This is a genomic window from Streptomyces sp. NPDC048481 (genome assembly GCF_043200075.1).
In the GTDB taxonomy this organism is placed as follows: domain Bacteria; phylum Actinomycetota; class Actinomycetes; order Streptomycetales; family Streptomycetaceae; genus Streptomyces.
Genome location: NZ_JBICXC010000007.1, coordinates 196554 through 216493, shown reverse-complemented (window position 1 = coordinate 216493; position 19940 = coordinate 196554). Strand labels below are relative to the sequence as shown.

Genomic DNA, 19940 nt, shown 5'->3' with positions numbered 1-19940 from the left:
GTGTGAAGGGAACGGGCCCGGCGCTCCGCGGAGCGCCGGGCCCGTGACCGGCCGGCGAGGTGACCTGCGTGACGCCGGTCAGTACGTGTAGAAGCCCGAGCCGGTCTTGCGGCCCAGCCGGCCGGCGTCGACCATGCGCTGGAGCAGCGGGGGAGCGGCGTAGAGCGGTTCCTTGTACTCCTCGTACATCGAGAACGCGACCGAGGCGACCGTGTCCAGACCGATCAGGTCGGACAGCTTCAGCGGGCCCATCGGGTGGGCGCAGCCCATCTCCATGCCGTTGTCGATGTCCTCGCGGCTGGCGATGCCCGTCTCGAACATCCGGATCGCGGACAGGAGATAGGGGATCAGCAGCGCGTTGACCACGAAGCCGGAGCGGTCCTGGGCGCGGATCGCGTGCTTGCCGAGCACCTTCTCGGCGAACAGCTGCGCCCGGCCGAGCGTGCCCTCCGAGGTGGTCAGCGCCGGGATCAGCTCGACGAGCTGCTGCACGGGCGCCGGGTTGAAGAAGTGGATGCCGACGACCTGGTCGGGCCGCGAGGTGGCGACCGCCAGCTTCACCAGCGGGATGGAGGAGGTGTTGGAGGCGAGGATCGCGTCCGGGCGGGTCACCACCTGGTCGAGGACCTGGAAGATCTCGGTCTTGACCTGCTCGTTCTCGACGACGGCCTCGACGACCAGATCACGGTCGGCGAACTCCCCGAGGTCGGTGGTGAAGCTCAGGCGCGCCAGCGCGGCGTCCCGCTCCTCCTCGGAGATCTTGCCGCGCTCGGCGGCCTTGGCCAGGGAGTTGAGCAGCCGGGTCCGGCCGATCTCCAGGGCCTCGCCGTTGGTCTCGGCGACCTTGACGTCGAGGCCGGCGCGCGCGCAGACCTCGGCGATGCCCGCCCCCATCTGGCCGCAGCCCACCACTCCGACCCGCTCGATGTCGGTCACATCGCACCTTTCGCCGCGCTGACTCTGTTGGCTGTGGCAGGTCTGCCGGGTCCCGGACGGCCTGCTCCGATCGTGCACGTTACTAGCAAGTATCGATGATCGATCGTCGGGGTGGGGGCATGCTGGGCCCCGGAAACGATCCGTGACCGAACGGATCCGCAGAGTATGTGGGGAGGTGTGCGATGGGGCGACTGACCCGGCGGGCGTTCGCGCTGGCAGCGCTGTCGGCGTTCACCACGACGGGCGCGGCGGCCGCTCCCGGGCGGGAGCGGCGGGCGACGGGCGAGATGCGGGGCATGTGGCTGGCGACCGTCTCCAACCGGGACTGGCCGTCGCGGACCGGACTGACCGCCGCCGCCCAGCGCGCCGAGCTGATCGCCCTGCTGGACGTGGCGGTGCGCAGACGGCTGAACACGGTCATCCTCCAGGTGCGGCCCACGGCCGACGCGTTGTGGCCGTCGCCGTTCGAGCCGTGGTCCGAGGTGCTCACCGGCGTCCAGGGCAGGGCGCCGGGCTGGGACCCGCTCGGCACGGCCGTCTCGGAGGCCCACGCCCGCGGCCTCCAGCTGCACGCCTGGTTCAACCCCTACCGGATCGCGACGCACGACGACCCCTCCCGGCTGGTCGCCGCGCACCCCGCGCGCCGGCACCCGGACTGGGTGGTGCGGTTCGGCGGCCGGCTCTACTACAACCCCGGCCTGCCGGAGGTCCGCGCCTTCGTGCAGGACGCGATTCTCGACGCGGTCGCCAAGTACCCCGTGGACGCCGTGCACTTCGACGACTACTTCTATCCGTACCCGGTCGCCGGGCAGACCTTCGACGACCAGGACGCCTACGACGCCCACGGCGGGGCCTTCGCGACCCGGGCCGCCTGGCGGCGCGACAACGTCGACCGGCTGGTGCTGGAGACGGCCGCCCGCATCCGGGCCACCCGGCCCGGCACCCAGTTCGGGATCAGCCCGTTCGGCGTGTGGCGCAACGCCGCCACCGACCCGCGCGGCTCCGACACCCGGGCCCTTCAGTCGTACGACGACATCCACGCCGACACGCGCAAGTGGGTCAAGGAGGGCTGGATCGACTACGTCGTCCCCCAGCTGTACTGGAACATCGGGCTGCCGGTCGCCGACTACGCCGAGCTGGTGCCCTGGTGGGCGGAGGTGGCCAGGGGCAGCCGCACCCGGCTGTACATCGGCGAGGCCCTGTACCGGGCGGGCGACCCGGCCCAGCCGGCCGCCTGGCAGGACCCGGCCGAACTGTCGGCCCACCTCGACCTGGCCGCCGCCCACCCCGAGGTGCGCGGGCATGTGTTCTTCGCCGCCGGGGACGTGAGGAAGGACCGGATCGGAGCGATGGCCCGGGTGGTCGCCGATCACTACGGGCAGCCGGCCGTGCCCCCGGGCTGAGCGGAGCGAGCCGGAGGAGAGCCCAGGAGAGGCCTTACGGGCGGGGCGCTAGGGGCGCCGTTCCCCGGCGGTGCGGTGGCGGATCTCGGTGTCGGGGCCGGGCGAGCACACGCCCACGTGCCCGTCCTCGAAGCGGACGCGGAACGGCGGGTCGCCGCCCTGGCCCAGCACCTCGACGATCTCGCCGACCTTGTCGTGTTGCCCGACCACCCTGCCGTGCTGGACAAGCTGGTCACCCGTGGTTGCGCGCATCTGGGCCTCCTCACAAGAGCCGGGCGGGGATCCGTGCCGTCGGGTCGGCGCCTCGCGTCCCGCACGGGCCGTCGCCGGCGGGGCGGCTCGTGGTCAGCCGCGCGCCCGCTGGGTGACGGCGATGCAGACGACGACGGCCGCGGCCGTCAGCGGCGCGGCGGGCGTGAGGTGTTCGCCCAGCAGCAGCACCGACCACACCAGTGTGAGCAGCGGCTGGGCCAACTGCAACTGGCTGGCCCGGGGGACTCCGATGGCCGCCATGCCCCGGTACCAGACGACCAGGCCGAGGAACTGCGAGCCGGCGGCGACCCACAGCAGCCCGGCCACGCTGTGCGCGGTGAGGCGGACGGGCTCCACGGCGAGGGCGAGCGCGGCGGCGGGCAGGGTGAGGGGCAGGCAGAGCACCAGCGCCCAGCCGATCACCTGCCAGCCCGGCATGACCCGGGCCAGCCGGCCGCCCTCGGTGTAGCCGGCCGCGCACACCAGCAGCGCCCCGAACAGGTAGAGGTCGGCGGTGGTCAGGGCCCCGCCGCTCTGCTGCACGGTGAACACGGCCACCGCGGCGGCGCCGGCCAGGGCCGCCGCCCAGAAGGCCCGCGACGGGCGGGCGCCCGTGCGCAGGGCGGACAGCAGCGCGGTCGTCAGCGGCAGCAGACCCACCACGACGGCCGCGTGCGCGGTCGTGGACGTCCGCAGCGCGAGTGTGGTCAGCAGCGGGAACCCGACGACGACCCCGCCGGCGACGACGGCGAGCCCCGCCCAGTGCCGCCGAGGGGGCGGCGCGATCCTCAGGGAGAGCAGGCACACCCCGGCGATCAGCGCGGCCAGGACGCTGCGCACCGCCACGAGCGCCCAGGGACCGAACCCCTCCAGGCCCCAGGCGGTGGCCGGGAACGTCAGCGAGAAGGCGACGACGCCGAGGGCGGCCTGGAGGGTGCCGGGGCCGCTCCGCGCTCCGGCGGGGTCCGGGACGCCGACCGCTATCGGCGGTGCTGCGATAGCGCTACTCTGTGTCTTCATGCAAGAGCGTAGCAGTGTGGGTGAACTGGTGGAACGCCTGCGTGCGGAGTTCGACCGCTACTCGCCGGGTGGGAAGCTCCCGTCCAGCCGGGCACTCGTCGAGAGATACCGGGTGAGCCCGGTGACCGTCTCGCGGGCGCTGGCGCACCTCGCCGCCGAGGGGCTCGTGGTCACCCGCCCCGGCGCGGGCGCCTTCCGGGCCCGTCCGCCGCACACCGCCGCTCCCGTCGGCGACACCTCCTGGCAGGAGGTGTCGCTGAGCGCGGACGGGGCGGGCGATCTCGTCCCGCGCTCGGTGGACGCCTCGGGCGTCACCGTCTCGCTGTCCGCCCCGCCGCCCGGAGTGATCGAGTTCAACGGCGGCTACCTCCACCCCTCGCTTCAGCCGGAGCGGGCCATGGCCGCGGCCCTGGCCCGTGCGGGCCGCCGGCCCGGCGCCTGGGGGCGGCCGCCGATGGAGGGGCTGCCGGAGCTGCGCGAATGGTTCGCGCGCACCGTCGGCGGCCCGGTCACCGCGGCCGAGGTCCTGGTCAGCGGCGGCGGCCAGGCCTCGCTGACCACCGCGCTGCGCGCCCTGGCCCCGCCCGGCGCGCCGGTGCTGGTGGAGTCCCCGACCTACCCCGGCATGCTGGCGATCGCCCGCTCCTCGGGGCTGCGGCCGGTCCCGGTCCCGGTCGACCCGGACGGCGTCAGGCCGGACCTGCTCGCCGACGCGTTCCGGGCGAGCGGCGCCCGCGTCTTCGTCTGCCAGCCGCTGTTCCAGAACCCCACCGGTGCCGTCCTCGCCGCCGGCCGGCGGGCCGAGGTGCTGCGCATCGCCCGGGAGGCGGGCGCGTTCGTCGTGGAGGACGACTTCGTGCGCCGTCTCGCGCACGAGGACGCCGGCCCGCTGCCGCGCCCGCTCGCCGCCGAGGACCCCGACGGCGTCGTCGTCCACGTGGGCTCGCTGACCAAGGCGACCTCGCCGAGCTTCCGGGTCAGCGCCCTGGTGGCCCGCGGCCCGGTGCTGGAGCGGCTGCGCGCCATCCAGGTCGTCGACAGCTTCTTCGTGCCCCGCCCGTTGCAGGAGGCGGCCCTCGAACTCATCGGCTCGCCGGCCTGGCCGCGCCACCTGCGCTCCGTCGCGACCGAGCTGAGGGCCCGGCGGGACGCGATGGCCGCGGCGCTGCGGCTGCGGCTGCCCCGCCTCGCCCTGCCGCACATCCCGTCCGGCGGCTACCACCTGTGGCTGCGGCTGCCCGACGGCACGGACGAGGCGGCCTTCACCGCCGCCGCGCTGCGCGCCGGGGTCGCCCTCACCCCGGGCCGGCCCTACTTCAGCGCCGAACCCCCGGCCGCCCACGTCCGGCTGAGCTTCGCCGCCGTCGCGGGGACGCAGGAGATCGCGGAGGGCGTACGGCGGCTGGAGGCCGCGTGCCGGGAGGCGCTGCCCGCAAACCGTTCGACATGACGTCCCGCGCGCTGTGAGGATCGCGCCATGAGCGACGCACCCGGCCTCCCCGACGGCTACGAGATGTCCACCGATCCCGACCGCATCGACGTCGCACGCGTGCACCACTGGCTCTCGTCCGACGCGTACTGGGCGATCGGACGGACCCTGGACAAGCAGGAGAGGGCGACGGCGGGCTCGCTCAACTTCGGGGTGTACGACACGACGTCCGGCGAGCAGGTCGCCTACGCCCGCGTGGTGACCGACCTGGCCACCTTCGCCTGGCTGTGCGACGTGTACGTCGACCCGGCGGCGCGCGGCAAGGGGCTCGGCACGGCGCTGGCCGAGGCCGTGCGCGACCACCTCACGCCGTACGGGCTGCGCCGCATCCTGCTCGCCACGCACGACGCGCACGGCGTGTACGAGAAGGCCGGTTTCCGGCCGCTCGTGGCGCCCGACCGGTGGATGGCGCTCGTTTTCGAGTGACTTGCCCTGTCGTGTCCAGACCTTCGGCCAAGGTTTGGCCCACTCGTGACAACTAGCGGATAACGCCTCTTGACCTGCGTACTTCCGCGGCTCACCATCGCCGCATGTCACTTCGGGTCACGTTCGTCGCCGCCGCTCGCAGCTCCTCGCTGCTCGCGGAGCGCTTCGAGGACGACCGCCCGCTGGACCAGCCGGGCTGGGACGAGGTGCAGCGGGCGGTGCCCGACCTCCTGCCGCTGGCCGCCGCCGGCCTGCGGTACTGCTCGCCCACCCCGCGCAGCCGCGCGACCGGCGACGCCCTCGGGTACGCGCCCCTGGTGCAGCTCGCGCTGCGCGACTGCGACATGGGCCGCTGGCGCGGTCTCACGCTCGGCGAGGCGATGGCCCGGGAACCGCAGGCGGTGGACGCCTGGCTGGCCGACCCGCTGGCGACCCCGCACGGCGGGGAGTCCCTGCTGGACTTCGTCACGCGGGTGGGCGACTGGCTCGACACCCGGCCCGTCGGCGACGGCGACAAGATCGTCGCGGTGGCCGAGCCCAGCGTGATCCGCGCCGCCGTGGTCTACGTGCTCAAGGCGCCGCCCGCGACGTACTGGAACATCGACGTACGCCCCCTGTCGGCGACCACCGTGACCGGCCGGGGCGGGCGCTGGAACCTGCGCTTCGAAGGGGCGCCGGTTCAGCCGACGCGCGTGTGATCGGTGGTCAGCAGCAGGTCCTTGGCCGGACCGCCCACCCGCCACACCGTCCGCCAGCGGTCCGCGTCCGCGACGGTGTACTCGACCCGGTAGAGGTCGGCAGCGCAGGGGTGCTCGGCCGTGTGCCGTCCGGTCGTCAGATCGAGGTCGTGGAAGGGACGGCCGTCGGCGAACCGGACGTCCGCCGCGCCGGGTACCGGCCCCGGCAGGAAGCGCAGGGTGCGCTCGGCTGGCCGGGCGGCGCCCCGCCAGGTGAACGTGCCGCTCTCCCGTTGCAGCAGCCCGCCGCCGTCGAGCGGCGCGAAGACGGTCGTGCCCGTGAACGCGCCCGTGTCCCCGCTGGCGAGGTCCCGCACGGACCGCTCCGTCCGCCAGCTCCCGGCCAGATGGGCCAGCACGTCGGTCACTGGCCAGAACTCGCCCATCACCGTTCACTCCCGAAACTTCCGCTGCCGCGCGACCCATTGACGCTCTCCGGCCCCCTCCCTATCTTGCCGTTCGAAGTGCTGATCAGTGTCCGGTATATCGAACATTCGTGCACACAGAGCCTCGGAGCATCCATGTCACGCAGCACCGTCCGACTGGGACTCGGTCTCGGGGCGAGCGCCCTCCTGCTGGCCGCGGGAGTGGTCCCGGCCCCCGCGCAGGCCGCCGACGCCACCGACTACACCCTCACCGTCGACCCCGCCGCCAAGGGCGCGAAGATCGGCGACACGATGTACGGCGTCTTCTTCGAGGACATCAACCGGGCCGCCGACGGCGGTCTGTACGCCGAACTCGTGCAGAACAGGTCCTTCGAGTACGCCCCCGTCGACAACGGGTCGTACACCCCGCTGACCTCCTGGACGGTCGGCGGCTCCGCCCGGGTCCTCGACGACGCCGGGCGCCTGAACGACCGCAACCGCGCCTACCTGTCCCTGGACGCCGGATCGTCCGTCACCAACTCCGGCTACAACACCGGCATCCGGGTCGAGCAGGGCAAGAAGTACGACTTCTCGGTCTGGGCCCGCGCCGGGCACGGCAGCACCCTCACCGTGAGCCTCCAGGACGCCGGCGGCACGCTCGCCCCCGTCCGCCGGGTGGCCGTGCGCGCCGGCGGCTGGGTCCGGTACCGGACGTCCTTCACCGCGGCCCGCACCAGCAGCGACGGCCGGCTGACGGTCGGCTCCTCGGCCGCGGCCGCCCTCGACATGGTCTCCCTGTTCCCCCGCGACACCTACAGGCACGAGCCCAACGGCCTGCGCAAGGACCTCGCCGAGAAGGTCGCCGCCCTGCACCCGGGCTTCGTGCGCTTCCCGGGCGGCTGCCTCGTGAACACCGGTTCCATGCAGGACTACAGCGAGGCGTCCGGCTGGCAGCGCGCCCGGTCCTACCAGTGGAAGGACACCGTCGGCCCCGTCGAGGAGCGCGCGGTCAACTCCAACTTCTGGGGCTACAACCAGAGTTACGGACTCGGCTACTACGAGTACTTCCGCTTCGCCGAGGACGTCGGCGCGATGCCGCTGCCCGTGGTCCCCGCCCTGGTCACCGGCTGCGGCCAGAACAGGGCGGTGGCCGACGAGGCGCTGCTGAAGCGGCACGTCCAGGACACCCTCGACCTCATCGAGTTCGCCAACGGCCCGGTCACCTCCACCTGGGGCCGCAAGCGCGCGCGGATGGGCCACCCCAGGCCCTTCCATCTGACCCACATCGAGGTCGGCAACGAGGAGAACCTCCCGGCCGAGTTCTTCGCCCGCTTCAAGGAGTTCCGCGCCGCCATCGCGGCCAGGTACCCGGACGTCACCGTCGTCTCCAACTCCGGCCCGGACGACTCCGGACCGACCTTCGACACGGCCTGGCAGCTCAACCGGGACGGCAAGGTCGACATGGTCGACGAGCACTACTACAACAGCCCGCAGTGGTTCCTTCAGAACAACGACCGCTACGACTCCTACGACCGCGGCGGCCCCAAGGTCTTCCTCGGCGAGTACGCCTCTCAGGGCAACGCCTTCAAGAACGGCCTGGCCGAAGCCGCGTTCATGACCGGCCTGGAACGCAACGCCGACGTCGTCCAGCTCGCCTCCTACGCTCCGCTGTTCGCCAACGAGGACTACGTCCAATGGCGTCCGGACCTGGTGTGGTTCAACAACCACGCCTCCTGGAACTCGGCCAACTACGAGGTGCAGAAGCTCTTCATGACCAACGTGGGCGACCGCGTGGTCCCGTCCACGGCCAGCGGCACGCCGTCCCTCCAGGGCCCGGTCACGGGCGCCGTCGGCCTCTCCACCTGGGCGACCGCCGCCGCCTACGACGACGTGCGGGTGACCGGCGCGGACGGCGCCACGCTGCTGAGCGACGACTTCTCCGGCGACGCCTCGCGCTGGACGCACACCGGAGGCGGCAGCTGGTCGCTCCAGGACGGGCAGTACGCGCAGACCGACACCGCCGCCGAGAACACCATGGTCTCGGCCGGCGACCCCGACTGGCACGACTACGACCTCCAGGTGAAGGCCACCAAGAAGTCCGGCAAGGAAGGCTTCCTCGTCGCGTTCGGCGTCAAGGACACCGGCAACTACTACTGGTGGAACCTGGGCGGCTGGAACAACACCCAGTCCGCCGTCGAGCAGGCCGTGGACGGCGGCAAGTCGACGCTGATCTCCAGGGCCGGCTCCGTGGAGACCGGCCGCGCCTACGACGTCCACGTCAAGGTGCGGGGCCGCCAGGTCACCCTGTACCTCGACGGCCAGGAGTGGGGCGCCTTCACCGACGACAAGCCCGCCGAGCCGTTCCGCCAGGTCGTCACCGAGGACAGGAAGACCGGCGACCTGATCGTCAAGGTCGTCAACGCCCAGTCCGCCGACGCGCGCACGGCGATCGACCTGGGCCGGGCGAAGGTCGCGTCCAGGGCCCGGGTGACCACGCTCGCGGCGGCGCCGGACGCGGTCAACTCGGAGACGGCGACCGCGGTCGCCCCGGTGACCTCCACGTTCACCGGTGTCGCCCGGAAGTTCACGTACACCTTCCCGGCGAACTCGGTCACCTTCCTGCGGATCGGGCGGCGCTAGCCGGACCCGGCGGACGGGCGTGGACGGCCGCCGTCCACGCCCGTCAGGCGCCCTTGCGCCGGAACCAGCCCCTCTTGGCCGGCGGGGGCGGCGCCTGGGGCGACGGCGGCGCGTCCCGCGGGGCCGCGGCCCCGCCGAACGGGGGCAGCGACCTGAACCCGTCGTCGAACGTCACCGTCGGCGCGATCCGCCGCAGGGCCGCACGGACGAGGGTGAGCGGGTGGTCGGGGAAGCGCCCGTCCCACCGCTCGTCGTCGCCCGCGTGGGACGGCAGCCCGCCGATCTGCCCCGTCACGTACGGGTGCGGCCGGAAGTAGGCGGCCGGGCCCACCTCGGCCATCACCATCGCCTCCCGCATCCCGGTCGTGGCGCCCTCGGCCGCCTGGACCTTCACCACCGCGCTGCACGCCTCCCGGGGAACGGTGAGGCTGCCGATGAAGCCCTGCCCGGGCCGGCCGCCCAGAGGCGCCTTCACGAGTTGGCGGACGGCCGGCAGGCCGTCCACCGTGCCGGGGGCGGCCTCGATCAGGCCGCCGCCGGCCTCCGCCGTGAACCGCGCCAGCCCCTCCCGCAGCCGGGCGAACTCGTGCAGGGGAGCCGGCAGATCCGGCACCAGGGGGAAGAAGTGGACCGACAGCAGCACTCCCGCGGCGTCGGACCACACCCCCGGCTCGTGCTCGGTGAACCCGCTGAGGTCCAGGCCGGTCAGCGGTGTCTCGGCGATCACGGTGACGGACTCTCCTCATCGTCGTCCCAGCAGGCGAAGTGTGCGTACTCCACCGGGTCGTCCTCCTCGTCGAAGGAGCACAGCCCCGGCGTGGCGAACCTGCCGCGCTGCCAGGCCAGCAGCGTGTCGACCAGCCCCCGCTCCAGCGGCGGGCCCTGGTCCGCGTGCCGCGGCCAGAAGATCAGCGGCCAGGCGTCCGGATCGTCGCCCTCGGTGAGCCAGCCCAGGTAGTCGCCGTCGATGGAGTCGGCGAACGGCAGGAAGCCGCCCGGTGCGGGGAAGACCGCCAGCGGATACCACTCGGCGTGGCCCTCCCGCAGCGACTCGTACGCCTCCAGGACCTCCTCGACGAACGCGGTGAAGCGCGGCGCGTGCGTGCGCAGCGGGTCCCGGAAGCGCAGCCAGCCGCTCCAGCATCCGGCTCCGTACAGCTCCATGACCCGCCGGTACTCGCCCGGCAGCCCGACGCCGAGCTGCTCGGCGAGCCGTTCCCAGCCGCCGTCGCCGAGCCGCGGCCGGGTGGGCGGCGGGGTCAGCAGGCGCAGGGCGTCGAGTCCCGTGCCGCTCTCCAGCGCGATCGTGCGCTCGGCGGGGGAGAGCCGGGGCTCTATAGGGGCGGGCGGGGTCCAGGGGCGGGCCGTGCCCAGGAAGGCGGTGCGGGCGACCGTGCCCGGCAGCGGGCCGATCAGGGGGCCGGGCGGGGAGGGCGCTTCCCAGCCTTCGCGGACGGTGTGCCGCAGATACCCGGTGAGCGTGAGGTCGTAGCGGTGCCAGGGAAGCAGGCCGTTGCCGGGGACGCCGTCGGTGTGCCGCACGACGACCGTCCACGCGTCGGGGTCGTCGGACGCCGAGGTGTCCCAGAAGAGGTCGTCGCCGGCCCGGCTGGTGCCCCAGGCGAGCAGCCCGCCGGGCTCCGGATGGACCGCGGGCCGCTCGTCCCGGGGCAGCGCGCGCCGTGCGATGCGGGCCTCGCGGTGGGTCGCGCGCAGCCAGTCGCCGTAGTCGAAGCGCGTGTCGGCGCACGGCACGTGGATCCACAGGAAGTCCCCGAAGTCGACCGGCCCGTACCGTTCGGCGAGCAGCCGGTAGTCCTCCGGCAGCCGGGTGCCGAGCCACTCCTGCACGGCCGCCCAGTCGACGGCCACCGGCGCCGGCGGGCGCACGGGGTGCGGTGCGACGAAACCCGGGAGGCCTGCGGGGCCGCAGGGGCTTGACGGGTCGGGGTGGGCCGGGGGGTGCAGGGCCACGGGCGTCCTCCGGCCTTCCGGGATCAAGATCGACAGGGGGCGATTCTGCCACCCGGGGCGTGGGCTGCGCATGGATTGCATAAACGTGCAGCGAAACGTATAGTCATGCCATCCAGGAGGAGGAGTCATGGTGGTACGTGCGGCGGTGGCCGGAGCGAGCGGGTACGCGGGCGGAGAGCTGCTGCGCCTGCTCCTCGCGCACCCCGAGATCGAGATCGGCGCCCTGACCGGCCGTTCCAACGCCGGTCAGACGCTCGGCGGGCTCCAGCCGCACCTGCTGCCGCTGGCCGACCGCGTGCTCCAGGAGACCGCCCCCGAGGTGCTCGCCGGACACGACGTCGTCTTCCTCGCGCTCCCGCACGGCCAGTCCGCCGCCGTGGCCGAACAGCTCGGCCCGGACGTCCTCGTCGTCGACATGGGCGCCGACTTCCGGCTGAGGGACGCGGCCGACTGGGAGCGGTTCTACGGCAGCGCGCACGCCGGGACGTGGCCGTACGGCCTCCCCGAACTGCCGGGCGGCCGCGCCGCGCTGGAGGGGTCCAAGCGCATCGCGGTCCCCGGCTGCTACCCCACGGCCGTCTCGCTGGCCCTGTTCCCCGCGTACGCCGCCGCCCTGGTCGAGAACGAGGCCGTGATCGTGGCCGCCTCGGGCACCTCCGGCGCGGGCAAGGCCGCCCGGACGCACCTGCTTGGCTCCGAGGTCATGGGCTCCATGTCGCCCTACGGCGTGGGCGGCGTCCACCGGCACACCCCCGAGATGATCCAGAACCTCAGCGCGGCGGCGGGCGAGCCGGTGACGGTGTCCTTCACACCGACCCTCGCGCCCATGTCCCGCGGCATCCTCGCCACGTGCAGCGCCAAGGCCCGGCCCGGCGTCGGCGCGGAAGCCGTCCGCGCCGCCTACGCCAAGGCCTACGCCGACGAACCGTTCGTCCACCTCCTCCCCGAGGGGCAGTGGCCCGCCACGGCGTCCGTCTACGGTTCCAACGCCGTCCAGGTGCAGGTCGTCCACGACGAGGCCGCGGGCCGCGTCATCGCCGTCAGCGCCATCGACAATCTGACCAAGGGCACCGCGGGCGGCGCCCTTCAGAGCATGAACATCGCCCTGGGACTCGACGAGAGCACCGGGCTTTCCACGACCGGAGTCGCCCCGTGAGCGGCGCACCCGCGGCCACCGGGCCGCGGACGACGACGATCGCCGCCGCGCCGCGCCGCGCGGCCGCAGAAGCGAACGAGGAGATGCAGTGAGCGTCACGGCAGCCAAGGGATTCACGGCGGCGGGCATCGCCGCCGGGATCAAGGAGAACGGCAACCCGGACCTGGCCCTCGTGGTCAACACCGGGCCGCGCCGAGCGGCCGCCGGCGTCTTCACCTCCAACCGCGTCAAGGCCGCGCCCGTCCTGTGGTCCGAGCAGGTCCTCAAGGGCGGCCAGGTGAGCGCGGTGGTCCTCAACTCAGGCGGCGCCAACGCCTGTACGGGCCCGAAGGGCTTCCAGGACACCCACGCGACCGCCGAGCAGGCCGCCGAGGTGCTCGGGCACAACGCGGCCGAGGTCGCCGTGGCCTCGACCGGCCTCATCGGCGTCCTGCTGCCCATGGACAAGCTGCTGCCGGGCGTCCGGGCCGCCGCCGCACAGCTGTCCGAGCACGGCGGCGAGAAGGCCGCCATCGCCATCAAGACCACCGACACCGTCCACAAGACGTCCGTGGCCCAGGGCGACGGCTGGACCGTCGGCGGCATGGCCAAGGGCGCGGGCATGCTCGCCCCCGGCCTCGCCACCATGCTGGTCGTCCTCACCACCGACGCCGACGTCGACGGCGACACCCTGGACAAGGCGCTGCGCGACGCCACCCGGGTCACCTTCGACCGGGTCGACTCCGACGGCTGCATGTCCACCAACGACACCGTGCTGCTGCTCGCCTCGGGCGCCGCCGAGGTCACCCCCGGATACGAGGAGTTCGCCGCCGCCGTGCGCGCCGTCTGCGACGACCTCGGCCAGCAGCTCATCCGCGACGCCGAGGGCGCCAGCAAGGACATCAGGGTCGAGGTGGTGGGGGCGGCCAGCGAGGACGACGCCGTCGAGGTGGGCCGCTCCATCGCCCGCAACAACCTCCTCAAGTGCGCCATCCACGGCGAGGACCCCAACTGGGGCCGCGTGCTCTCCGCGATCGGCACGACGAAGGCCGCCTTCGAGCCCGACCGGCTGAACGTCGCCATCAACGGCGTCTGGGTGTGCAAGAACGGCGGCGTCGGCGAGGACCGCGACAAGGTCGACATGCGCTACCGCGAGGTGCACATCGTCGCCGACCTCGCCGCCGGGTCCGAGACGGCCACGATCTGGACCAACGACCTGACCGCCGACTACGTCCACGAGAACAGCGTCTACTCCTCATGAGCAACGTGACCCGCAAACACACCGCGCTTCCCAAGGCGCAGATCCTCATCGAGGCGCTGCCCTGGCTGGTCCGCCACAACGGCAGGACCGTCGTCATCAAATTCGGCGGCAACGCCATGATCGACGACGACCTCAAGGCCGCCTTCGCGCAGGACGTCGTCTTCCTGCACCACGCCGGCCTCAAGCCGGTCGTCGTGCACGGCGGCGGCCCGCAGATCAGCGCCGCCCTCGACAAGCACGGCATCGTCAGCGAGTTCAAGGCCGGCCTGCGCGTCACCACCGAGGACGCCATGGACGTCGTACGGATGGTGCTCGCCGGGCACGTGCAGCGCGAGCTGGTCGGCCTGCTCAACGAGCACGGTCCGCTCGCCGTCGGACTGACCGGCGAGGACGCCCACACCATCACCGCCACCAGGCACCGGCCCGAGATCGACGGCGAGCCGGTCGACATCGGACGGGTCGGCGAGATCACCGCGATCGACACCGGAGCCATCGAGGCCCTGCTCGCCGACGGCCGCATTCCGGTCGTCTCCTCGATCGCCCGCTCACAGGACGACGGACATGTCTACAACGTCAATGCTGATACGGCGGCTGCGGCACTCGCTGCTGCTCTGGGCGCCGAGACCCTCATGGTCCTCACGGACGTCGAGGGACTCTACGAGGACTGGCCGAACAGCGACGAGGTGATCAGCCGCCTCACGGCCGCGCAGCTGGAGAAGCTGCTGCCGGACCTCAGCTCCGGCATGGTCCCGAAGATGGAGGGCTGTCTGCACGCCGTCCGCAACGGCGTGAATACCGCCCGGGTCATCGACGGACGGGTCCAGCACTCGATCCTGCTGGAGATCTTCACCGACGAAGGAATCGGCACGATGGTCGTGCCCGACGGACAGGGGGAGCCGTGAGCGACGCTAACCAGGAGCTGACCGCGCGCTGGCAGGACGCGTTCATGCACAACTACGGCACCCCGCTGCTGCCCCTGGTGCGCGGCGCGGGCAGCCGGGTCTGGGACGCCGACGGCAAGGAGTACCTCGACTTCGTCGGCGGCATCGCCGTCAACGCGCTCGGCCACGCCCACCCGGCCGTCGTGGACGCGGTGAGCCGGCAGATCGCGTCCCTCGGCCACATCTCCAACTTCTTCATGGCCGAGCCGACGGTCGCCCTCGCCGAACGGCTGCTCCAGCACTTCGGACGGGACGGCAGGGTCTTCTTCTGCAACTCCGGCGCCGAGGCCAACGAGGCCGCCTTCAAGATCGGCCGGCTGACCGGGCGCACGCACGTCGTCGCCACCGAGGGCGCCTTCCACGGCCGGACCATGGGAGCCCTCGCGCTCACCGGACAGCAGGGCAAGCGCGAGCCGTTCCTGCCGCTGCCGGGCGACGTCACCCACGTGCCGTTCGGTGACGCGCAGGCCCTTGCCGCCGCCGTCACCGAGGAGACCGCTCTCGTCGTCCTGGAGCCCGTCCAGGGCGAGCTGGGCGTCGTCGTCCCGCCCCCGGGCTACCTCAAGGCGGCCCGCGCCATCACCGCCGCGACCGGCGCGCTGCTCGTCCTGGACGAGGTGCAGACCGGTATCGGCCGGACCGGCAACTGGTTCGAGTACCAGGCCCACGAGGGCGTCCTGCCGGACGTCGTGACCCTGGCGAAGGGCCTCGGCGGCGGACTCCCGCTGGGCGCGACCGTCGCCTTCGGCCGGGCGGCGGAACTTCTCCAGCCCGGCCAGCACGGCACGACGTTCGGCGGCAACCCTGTCGCCTGCGCCGCCGGGCTCGCCGTGCTCGACACCATCGAGAACGAGGGGCTGCTGGAGAACGTCAAGCGGCAGAGCGAGTCGCTGCGGGACGGGATCACGGGTACCGGCCACCCGTTGATCGATTATGTCCGGGGCGCGGGTCTCCTCCTGGGTATCGTGCTCACCGAGCCCCTCGCGCCCCAGGTGCGGCAGGCGGCTCAGGAGGCCGGGTTCCTGGTGAACGCGCCCGCCCCCGACGTCGTCCGGCTGATGCCGCCGCTGAACCTGCGCGACGACGAGGCGGAGGCGTTCCTGCGGGCACTTCCCGGCATCCTCGACGCAGCGAACGGGGACGGATCCGGGGAATGAGACGACGATGAGCCAGGCGCAGGACCATGACCAGGCCGGGGCGGGTGGCACCGCCGCCGTGCCGCAGACCCGCACCGCGCGTCACCGCCGGATCGTGGACATCCTCAACCGGCAGCCGGTGCGCTCGCAGAGCCAGCTGGCGAAGCTGCTGGCCGACGACGGGCTGAGCGTCACGCAGGCGACGCTGTCGCGGGATCTGGACGAGCTGAACGCCGTCAAGATCCGCAACAACGACGGCGACCTCATCTACGCCGTGCCCAGCGAGGGGGGTTTCCGGACGCCGCGGGCGCCGCTCGGGGAGTCGGCGAAGGAGGAGCGCATGCGGCGGCTGTCGCAGGAGCTGCTCATCTCCGCGGAGGCGTCCGCCAACCTCGTGGTCCTGCGGACCCCTCCGGGGGCCGCCCAGTTCCTCGCCTCGGCCATCGACCAGGCGGAGCTGCACGACATCCTCGGCACCATCGCGGGCGACGACACGCTGCTGCTCATCAGCCGGGAGCCGGCGGGCGGGCAGGCGCTGGCGGACCATCTGCTGCGGTTGGCGCAGAACGGTCACTGAGGGTGCCGTTGCGGCGCTGTGGCGGTGGGTGACGCCGGTCTTGGTGTCGGGTGCGGGTGGGTGGGGTTTTGCGCAGTTCCCCGCGCCCCTGAGGGGGTGGTGCCGGGTGTCGTTCGCCGGTGTGGGTGGGTGGGGGCTGGTCGCGCAGTTCCCCGCGCCCCCGGGTGGGTGACGCCGGTCTTGGTGTCGGGTGCGGGTGGGTGGGGGCTGGGGGGCGTGGCTTCCCGCGCCTTCCCTTTTTTGGTGCCTGGTGGGCCGCCGGGGGAGGGGGCCGGCGGCGTTTCCGTGGGGGTCAGCCCAGGCGGCGGGCCAGGCCTCCTGTGCAGCGGACCTCGTCGCCCGCCGTGATCAGCAGCGCCTCGACGTCCGGGAGCGACTCCAGCCACGCCAGCGCCTCCCGCGACCCCATCGCGAACGCCGCCGTCGCCCAGCAGTCCGCCCAGGTCAGCCGGGGCGCCACCACGGTCACGGCCACCAGGTCCGTCACCGCGGAGCGGCCCGTGCGGGGGTCGACGATATGGGCGCCGCGTTCCGTCGTGCCCGAGGTGGCGACCGCCAGTTCGTCCGCGCCCGCCGCCGACACCACGGCCGCCAGGCCGCCCGGCCGCAAGGGGTCGGACACCCCGACCCGCCACGGCCGCTCCGGGCCGGGGACGCCCAGCAGCTGCACGTCCCCGCCGCCGTTGACGCTGACCCCGCTCGCGCCGGCCGCCGAGATCAGCCGGGCCGCGCGCTCGGCGGCCCAGCCCTTGACGACGCCGGTCGGGTCCAGCCGGCCCTGGTAGCGCATGCTGAACCAGCCCTCGCTGACCCGCTCCGCCTCCTCGCCCAGCGCCAGCACCTCGGCGACCTCGGGATCGCACTCCCCGACGGTCAGTTCACCGCGCGCCAGCCGGGACACCTGGCTGTGCTCGCGGTAGGTGCTGAACACCTCGTTCACCCGGTGCAGGGAGGCGATCGCCTCCTCCAGCGCCGTCCGCACCGGCTCGGGCTCGCCGCCGCGGACGTCGAAGGAGAAGACGGTCCCCATGACCTCTTCGGCATGCCGCACCACGGCGGGGGCGGGCGCGGGCTCCGTCACGGTGTCAGCCACCGGCCTGGTCCAGCGCCGACTGCAGCGACTTCTTGTAGCCCTCGCTGGTGTAGGTGGCGCCGGAGACGGAGTCGATGTCGGCGCTGCCCTTGGCGACGGCCTCCTGGTTGAGCTTGGGGACGGAGAGTTCCGTCTTCTGGTCGCTGGTGCCGCCCTTGGGGGCCTGGACCGCCTCGGCCTTGGTGATCTTGCCGCCGGCCACCGTGATCCGGACCTGGACCGGTCCGTACTGCGTCTGCTGGACGGCGCCCGTGACGGTCTTGGCCTGTGCGGACCCGGAGGAGGCTCCCGCGCTCCCGGAGCCCGACGCGGAGCCCGACCCCGAGCCGCCCTTCGCCTTCGCCTGGTCCAGCGCCGACTGCAGCGACTTCTTGTAGCCCTCGCTGGTGTAGGTGGCGCCGGAGACGGAGTCGATGTCGGCGCTGCCCTTGGCGACGGCCTCCTGGTTGAGCTTGGGGACGGAGAGTTCCGTCTTCTGGTCGCTGGTGCCGCCCTTGGGGGCCTGGACCGCCTCGGCCTTGGTGATCTTGCCGCCGGCCACCGTGATCCGGACCTGCACGGTTCCGTACTGCGTCTGGACCGCCGCGCCGGTGAAGGCGCCCGAGGCCTGCGCGCTGCCCGGCCCCTGGGAGGCCCCGGACCCCGGCCGGGCGCTCGCGTTCGCCTTGTCGATCGCCGACTGCAGCGACTTCTTGTAGCCCTCGCTGGTGTAGGTCGCCCCCGAGACGGTGTCGATGTCGGGGCTCTGCTCGGCGACGACGGCGGCGTTCAGTCGGGGCACCGCGAGCGCGGTCTTCTGGTCGCTGGTGCCGCCCTTGGGGGCCTGGACCGCCTCCGCCTTGGTGATCTTGTTGGCGACCACGGTGATCCGGACCTGCACGGCCCCGTACTGCGTCTGGACGGCGTCGCCGGTCATCGTGCCGGTCACGGGCGCGCCGGCTCCGCCCTGCGCCGCCTCCTGCGCCGCCGCCGCGCCCGCCCCCGAGCCCGCGGCCTGCGCGGAAGCGGGGTCGGACGACGGCTTCAGCGACAGCAGCAGCACGATCCCTGACACGGTGGCGGCGGTGGCCAGCACGACCCGCCGAAGAGGGTGGCTCTTCCTCATCGCTTACTGAGCTCCTGGTTCCGGTTGGTGGCGAGGTTCCCGTGCGTACGGGTCGCTCACATCTCGAACGACTCGTGGTGGATGCGGCGGGCGGGAACCCCGGCGCCGCGCAGTGCCTCGAACACACCCTGGGCGAACCCGTTCGGCCCGCACATGAAGACGTCGTGGTTCTCGATGTCGGGGATCTTGCGCTGGAGGGACTCCGCCGAGATGTCGGGGCGCTCCCCGTCGGGGCTGTTGACCGCGTACATCAGCCGCGCCCCGCGCTCGTCGGCGATCTTCGCCAGCTCGTCCCACAGGGCCAGGTCCTGGGTGCTGTTGGCCCGGTAGAGGAGGGTGATGTCACCGGCTCCGCCCGGCAGTGTCTCGAACAGCGCCCGCATCGGCGTGATCCCGACCCCGCCGGCCACCAGCAGCACCTTGCCGCGGCTGCGCCGGGACGCCGTCATCGCGCCGTACGGGCCCTCGGCCCACACCTTGGTGCCGGGCGTCAGCTCGCGCAGCGCCGCGCTGTGGTCGCCGATCGCCTTGACGGTGATCCGCAGCAGCTCCGGGCGGGGCGCCGCCGACAGCGAGTACGGGTGGGAGCTGAGGCGCATCCCCGGCGCCATGAACCGCCAGCGGAAGAACTGTCCGGCCTCCGCGCCCATCCGGTGCAGCTTGCGGCCGCCGATGAGCACGGACACGATGCCCGGCGTCTCCTCGATGACGGCCTCGACGTACATGCGGTGACGCAGGTTCAGCCGGAGCGGGGTGACGACGCGGTACCAGACCACGAGCGCGGTGACCGATCCGTACAGCGCGTACCAGGCGGTCTTCGCCGTCGGCTCGACGGCGAAGTCGTTGCCGGTGGTGATCTGGTGCCAGAAGGTCAGGAACACGGCCCCGTACGTCAGCAGGTGGATGTGGTACCAGGTGTCGTACGGCATCCGCCGGCGCACCGGCGCGATCGAGACCAGCCCGATCAGCAGGAAGAGCCCGGTGCCGATGGCCGCCTTGCCCATGTCGGGCAGCTGCTCGACGGAGTCGACCGTCTGCTGGACGATGTCCCCCAGCGTCTTGCCGGCCTGTAGTGCGTAGCCCCACATGATGAGGAAGACGTGCGCGAAGACCAGGCAGAGCGTGTAGCGGCCGCTCATCGCGTGCCAGCGGGCGACGCGGTCCGAGCCCACCCGCCGCTCCAGCGCGGGCACCCGCGCCATCTGGAGCACGACGAGCGCCATCAGGTACCCGGCGAGCAGCCCGGTGATCCGTCCCGCGTTGAGGATCTTGCTGTTGTCGTCCGCGATGTTCGGCGTGTTGCTCCACCACAGCCACAGCACGCCCGCCGCGCCCGCCCACACGGCGAGCAGCAGCGGAACGGCCGGTGAGCGGCGCGGACGGATGCGGCGCATCGTCTGGCGGCGGGCGGCACGGCCGCCGGCGATCGTCGTGGTCACTGTTCCTCCGT

19 protein-coding genes are annotated in these 19940 nt (G+C 73.0%); 10 read left to right on the top strand and 9 right to left on the bottom strand.

The features are described from left to right. Nucleotides 1-78: 78 nt before the first annotated feature. Nucleotides 79-936 carry a 3-hydroxybutyryl-CoA dehydrogenase gene (locus ACGFSH_RS22395; protein WP_256917725.1) on the bottom strand — a complete coding sequence of 286 codons (858 nt, stop codon included), beginning with the start codon at nucleotides 934-936 and terminating at the stop codon, nucleotides 79-81. 182 nt (nucleotides 937-1118) lie between these two features. Between ACGFSH_RS22395 and ACGFSH_RS22390 the strand changes: the two genes are divergently transcribed. Further along, nucleotides 1119-2339: a glycoside hydrolase family 10 protein gene (locus ACGFSH_RS22390; RefSeq protein WP_393351258.1), complete on the top strand. Its 1221-nt coding sequence runs from the start codon at nucleotides 1119-1121 to the stop codon at nucleotides 2337-2339. A 48-nt stretch (nucleotides 2340-2387) separates the two neighbouring features. On the opposite strand, the gene ACGFSH_RS22385 is transcribed toward ACGFSH_RS22390, so the two are convergent. Continuing rightward, a complete protein-coding gene (locus tag ACGFSH_RS22385; RefSeq protein WP_393351257.1) occupies nucleotides 2388-2591 on the bottom strand; it encodes a DUF1918 domain-containing protein in 204 nt (67 codons plus the stop codon). Nucleotides 2592-2684: 93 nt separating this feature from the next. Further along, a complete protein-coding gene (locus tag ACGFSH_RS22380; RefSeq protein WP_393351254.1) occupies nucleotides 2685-3611 on the bottom strand; it encodes a DMT family transporter in 927 nt (308 codons plus the stop codon). On the opposite strand from ACGFSH_RS22380, the gene ACGFSH_RS22375 reads away from it, so the two are divergent. From ACGFSH_RS22375 to ACGFSH_RS22365, 3 genes are all read left to right on the top strand, one after another. Next, on the top strand, nucleotides 3610-5061 hold the full coding sequence (locus ACGFSH_RS22375) for a PLP-dependent aminotransferase family protein (RefSeq protein ID WP_393351252.1): 1452 nt from the start codon (nucleotides 3610-3612) through the stop codon (nucleotides 5059-5061). The two genes, ACGFSH_RS22380 and ACGFSH_RS22375, sit on opposite strands and share 2 nt — an antisense overlap. Nucleotides 5062-5088: 27 nt before the next feature. After that, nucleotides 5089-5526 (top strand): GNAT family N-acetyltransferase, encoded by a 438-nt coding sequence (locus tag ACGFSH_RS22370; RefSeq protein WP_393351249.1) that lies wholly within the window; start codon nucleotides 5089-5091, stop codon nucleotides 5524-5526. 104 nt (nucleotides 5527-5630) lie between these two features. Continuing rightward, nucleotides 5631-6224: a histidine phosphatase family protein gene (locus ACGFSH_RS22365; protein WP_393351246.1), complete on the top strand. Its 594-nt coding sequence runs from the start codon at nucleotides 5631-5633 to the stop codon at nucleotides 6222-6224. Here ACGFSH_RS22365 and ACGFSH_RS22360 read toward each other — a convergent pair. Further along, on the bottom strand, nucleotides 6206-6649 hold the full coding sequence (locus ACGFSH_RS22360; protein WP_393351244.1) for a DUF6314 family protein: 444 nt from the start codon (nucleotides 6647-6649) through the stop codon (nucleotides 6206-6208). The two genes, ACGFSH_RS22365 and ACGFSH_RS22360, sit on opposite strands and share 19 nt — an antisense overlap. A gap of 135 nt (nucleotides 6650-6784) precedes the next feature. Here ACGFSH_RS22360 and ACGFSH_RS22355 point away from each other — a divergent pair, with 135 nt between their 5' ends. Next, the gene (locus ACGFSH_RS22355) at nucleotides 6785-9268 is read left to right on the top strand and encodes an alpha-L-arabinofuranosidase C-terminal domain-containing protein (RefSeq protein WP_393351241.1); all 2484 of its coding nucleotides are present in this window, start codon (nucleotides 6785-6787) and stop codon (nucleotides 9266-9268) included. A 43-nt stretch (nucleotides 9269-9311) separates the two neighbouring features. On the opposite strand, the gene ACGFSH_RS22350 is transcribed toward ACGFSH_RS22355, so the two are convergent. Continuing rightward, nucleotides 9312-9995, bottom strand: coding sequence for a hypothetical protein (locus tag ACGFSH_RS22350; RefSeq protein ID WP_393351238.1), 684 nt, complete (start codon nucleotides 9993-9995; stop codon nucleotides 9312-9314). Further along, nucleotides 9992-11242, bottom strand: coding sequence for a hypothetical protein (locus ACGFSH_RS22345; RefSeq protein WP_393351236.1), 1251 nt, complete (start codon nucleotides 11240-11242; stop codon nucleotides 9992-9994). The genes ACGFSH_RS22350 and ACGFSH_RS22345 overlap by 4 nt, the downstream gene beginning before the upstream one ends. 127 nt (nucleotides 11243-11369) lie before the next feature. Between ACGFSH_RS22345 and argC the strand changes: the two genes are divergently transcribed. From argC to ACGFSH_RS22320, 5 genes are all read left to right on the top strand, one after another. After that, the gene (argC, locus tag ACGFSH_RS22340; protein WP_393351233.1) at nucleotides 11370-12398 is read left to right on the top strand and encodes an N-acetyl-gamma-glutamyl-phosphate reductase; all 1029 of its coding nucleotides are present in this window, start codon (nucleotides 11370-11372) and stop codon (nucleotides 12396-12398) included. A gap of 88 nt (nucleotides 12399-12486) precedes the next feature. Further along, nucleotides 12487-13638 carry a bifunctional glutamate N-acetyltransferase/amino-acid acetyltransferase ArgJ gene (gene argJ / locus ACGFSH_RS22335; RefSeq protein ID WP_393351230.1) on the top strand — a complete coding sequence of 384 codons (1152 nt, stop codon included), beginning with the start codon at nucleotides 12487-12489 and terminating at the stop codon, nucleotides 13636-13638. Further along, nucleotides 13635-14540 carry an acetylglutamate kinase gene (argB, locus tag ACGFSH_RS22330; RefSeq protein ID WP_393351228.1) on the top strand — a complete coding sequence of 302 codons (906 nt, stop codon included), beginning with the start codon at nucleotides 13635-13637 and terminating at the stop codon, nucleotides 14538-14540. Before argJ ends, argB begins: the two co-directional genes overlap by 4 nt. After that, nucleotides 14537-15736, top strand: coding sequence for an acetylornithine transaminase (locus ACGFSH_RS22325; protein ID WP_393351225.1), 1200 nt, complete (start codon nucleotides 14537-14539; stop codon nucleotides 15734-15736). The genes argB and ACGFSH_RS22325 overlap by 4 nt, the downstream gene beginning before the upstream one ends. A gap of 7 nt (nucleotides 15737-15743) precedes the next feature. Next, nucleotides 15744-16292 (top strand): arginine repressor, encoded by a 549-nt coding sequence (locus ACGFSH_RS22320; protein ID WP_393351222.1) that lies wholly within the window; start codon nucleotides 15744-15746, stop codon nucleotides 16290-16292. A gap of 292 nt (nucleotides 16293-16584) precedes the next feature. On the opposite strand, the gene ACGFSH_RS22315 is transcribed toward ACGFSH_RS22320, so the two are convergent. Genes ACGFSH_RS22315 through ACGFSH_RS22305 form a run of 3 tightly spaced genes read right to left on the bottom strand, consistent with a single transcriptional unit; the run spans nucleotide 16585 to nucleotide 19929 of the window. Continuing rightward, nucleotides 16585-17322: an FAD:protein FMN transferase gene (locus ACGFSH_RS22315; protein ID WP_393351637.1), complete on the bottom strand. Its 738-nt coding sequence runs from the start codon at nucleotides 17320-17322 to the stop codon at nucleotides 16585-16587. 55 nt (nucleotides 17323-17377) lie between these two features. After that, complete coding sequence (locus ACGFSH_RS22310; RefSeq protein WP_393351219.1) at nucleotides 17378-18490, bottom strand: FMN-binding protein; 1113 nt, start codon at nucleotides 18488-18490, stop codon at nucleotides 17378-17380. A gap of 56 nt (nucleotides 18491-18546) precedes the next feature. Further along, complete coding sequence (locus ACGFSH_RS22305) at nucleotides 18547-19929, bottom strand: ferric reductase-like transmembrane domain-containing protein (protein WP_393351217.1); 1383 nt, start codon at nucleotides 19927-19929, stop codon at nucleotides 18547-18549. Nucleotides 19930-19940 lie beyond the last annotated feature (11 nt).

Excerpts from the sequence above, each read along its gene's own strand:
- ACGFSH_RS22390 (WP_393351258.1), top strand. The coding sequence starts at position 1,119 with ATGGGGCGACTGACCCGGCGGGCGTTCGCGCTGGCAGCGCTGTCGGCG.
- ACGFSH_RS22385 (WP_393351257.1), bottom strand. The coding sequence starts at position 2,591 with ATGCGCGCAACCACGGGTGACCAGCTTGTCCAGCACGGCAGGGTGGTC.
- ACGFSH_RS22375 (WP_393351252.1), top strand. The coding sequence starts at position 3,610 with ATGCAAGAGCGTAGCAGTGTGGGTGAACTGGTGGAACGCCTGCGTGCG.
- ACGFSH_RS22380 (WP_393351254.1), bottom strand. The coding sequence starts at position 3,611 with ATGAAGACACAGAGTAGCGCTATCGCAGCACCGCCGATAGCGGTCGGC.
- ACGFSH_RS22370 (WP_393351249.1), top strand. The coding sequence starts at position 5,089 with ATGAGCGACGCACCCGGCCTCCCCGACGGCTACGAGATGTCCACCGAT.
- ACGFSH_RS22365 (WP_393351246.1), top strand. The coding sequence starts at position 5,631 with ATGTCACTTCGGGTCACGTTCGTCGCCGCCGCTCGCAGCTCCTCGCTG.
- ACGFSH_RS22360 (WP_393351244.1), bottom strand. The coding sequence starts at position 6,649 with ATGGGCGAGTTCTGGCCAGTGACCGACGTGCTGGCCCATCTGGCCGGG.
- ACGFSH_RS22355 (WP_393351241.1), top strand. The coding sequence starts at position 6,785 with ATGTCACGCAGCACCGTCCGACTGGGACTCGGTCTCGGGGCGAGCGCC.
- argC (WP_393351233.1), top strand. The coding sequence starts at position 11,370 with ATGGTGGTACGTGCGGCGGTGGCCGGAGCGAGCGGGTACGCGGGCGGA.
- argB (WP_393351228.1), top strand. The coding sequence starts at position 13,635 with ATGAGCAACGTGACCCGCAAACACACCGCGCTTCCCAAGGCGCAGATC.
- ACGFSH_RS22320 (WP_393351222.1), top strand. The coding sequence starts at position 15,744 with ATGAGCCAGGCGCAGGACCATGACCAGGCCGGGGCGGGTGGCACCGCC.
- ACGFSH_RS22315 (WP_393351637.1), bottom strand. The coding sequence starts at position 17,322 with ATGGGGACCGTCTTCTCCTTCGACGTCCGCGGCGGCGAGCCCGAGCCG.
- ACGFSH_RS22310 (WP_393351219.1), bottom strand. The coding sequence starts at position 18,490 with ATGAGGAAGAGCCACCCTCTTCGGCGGGTCGTGCTGGCCACCGCCGCC.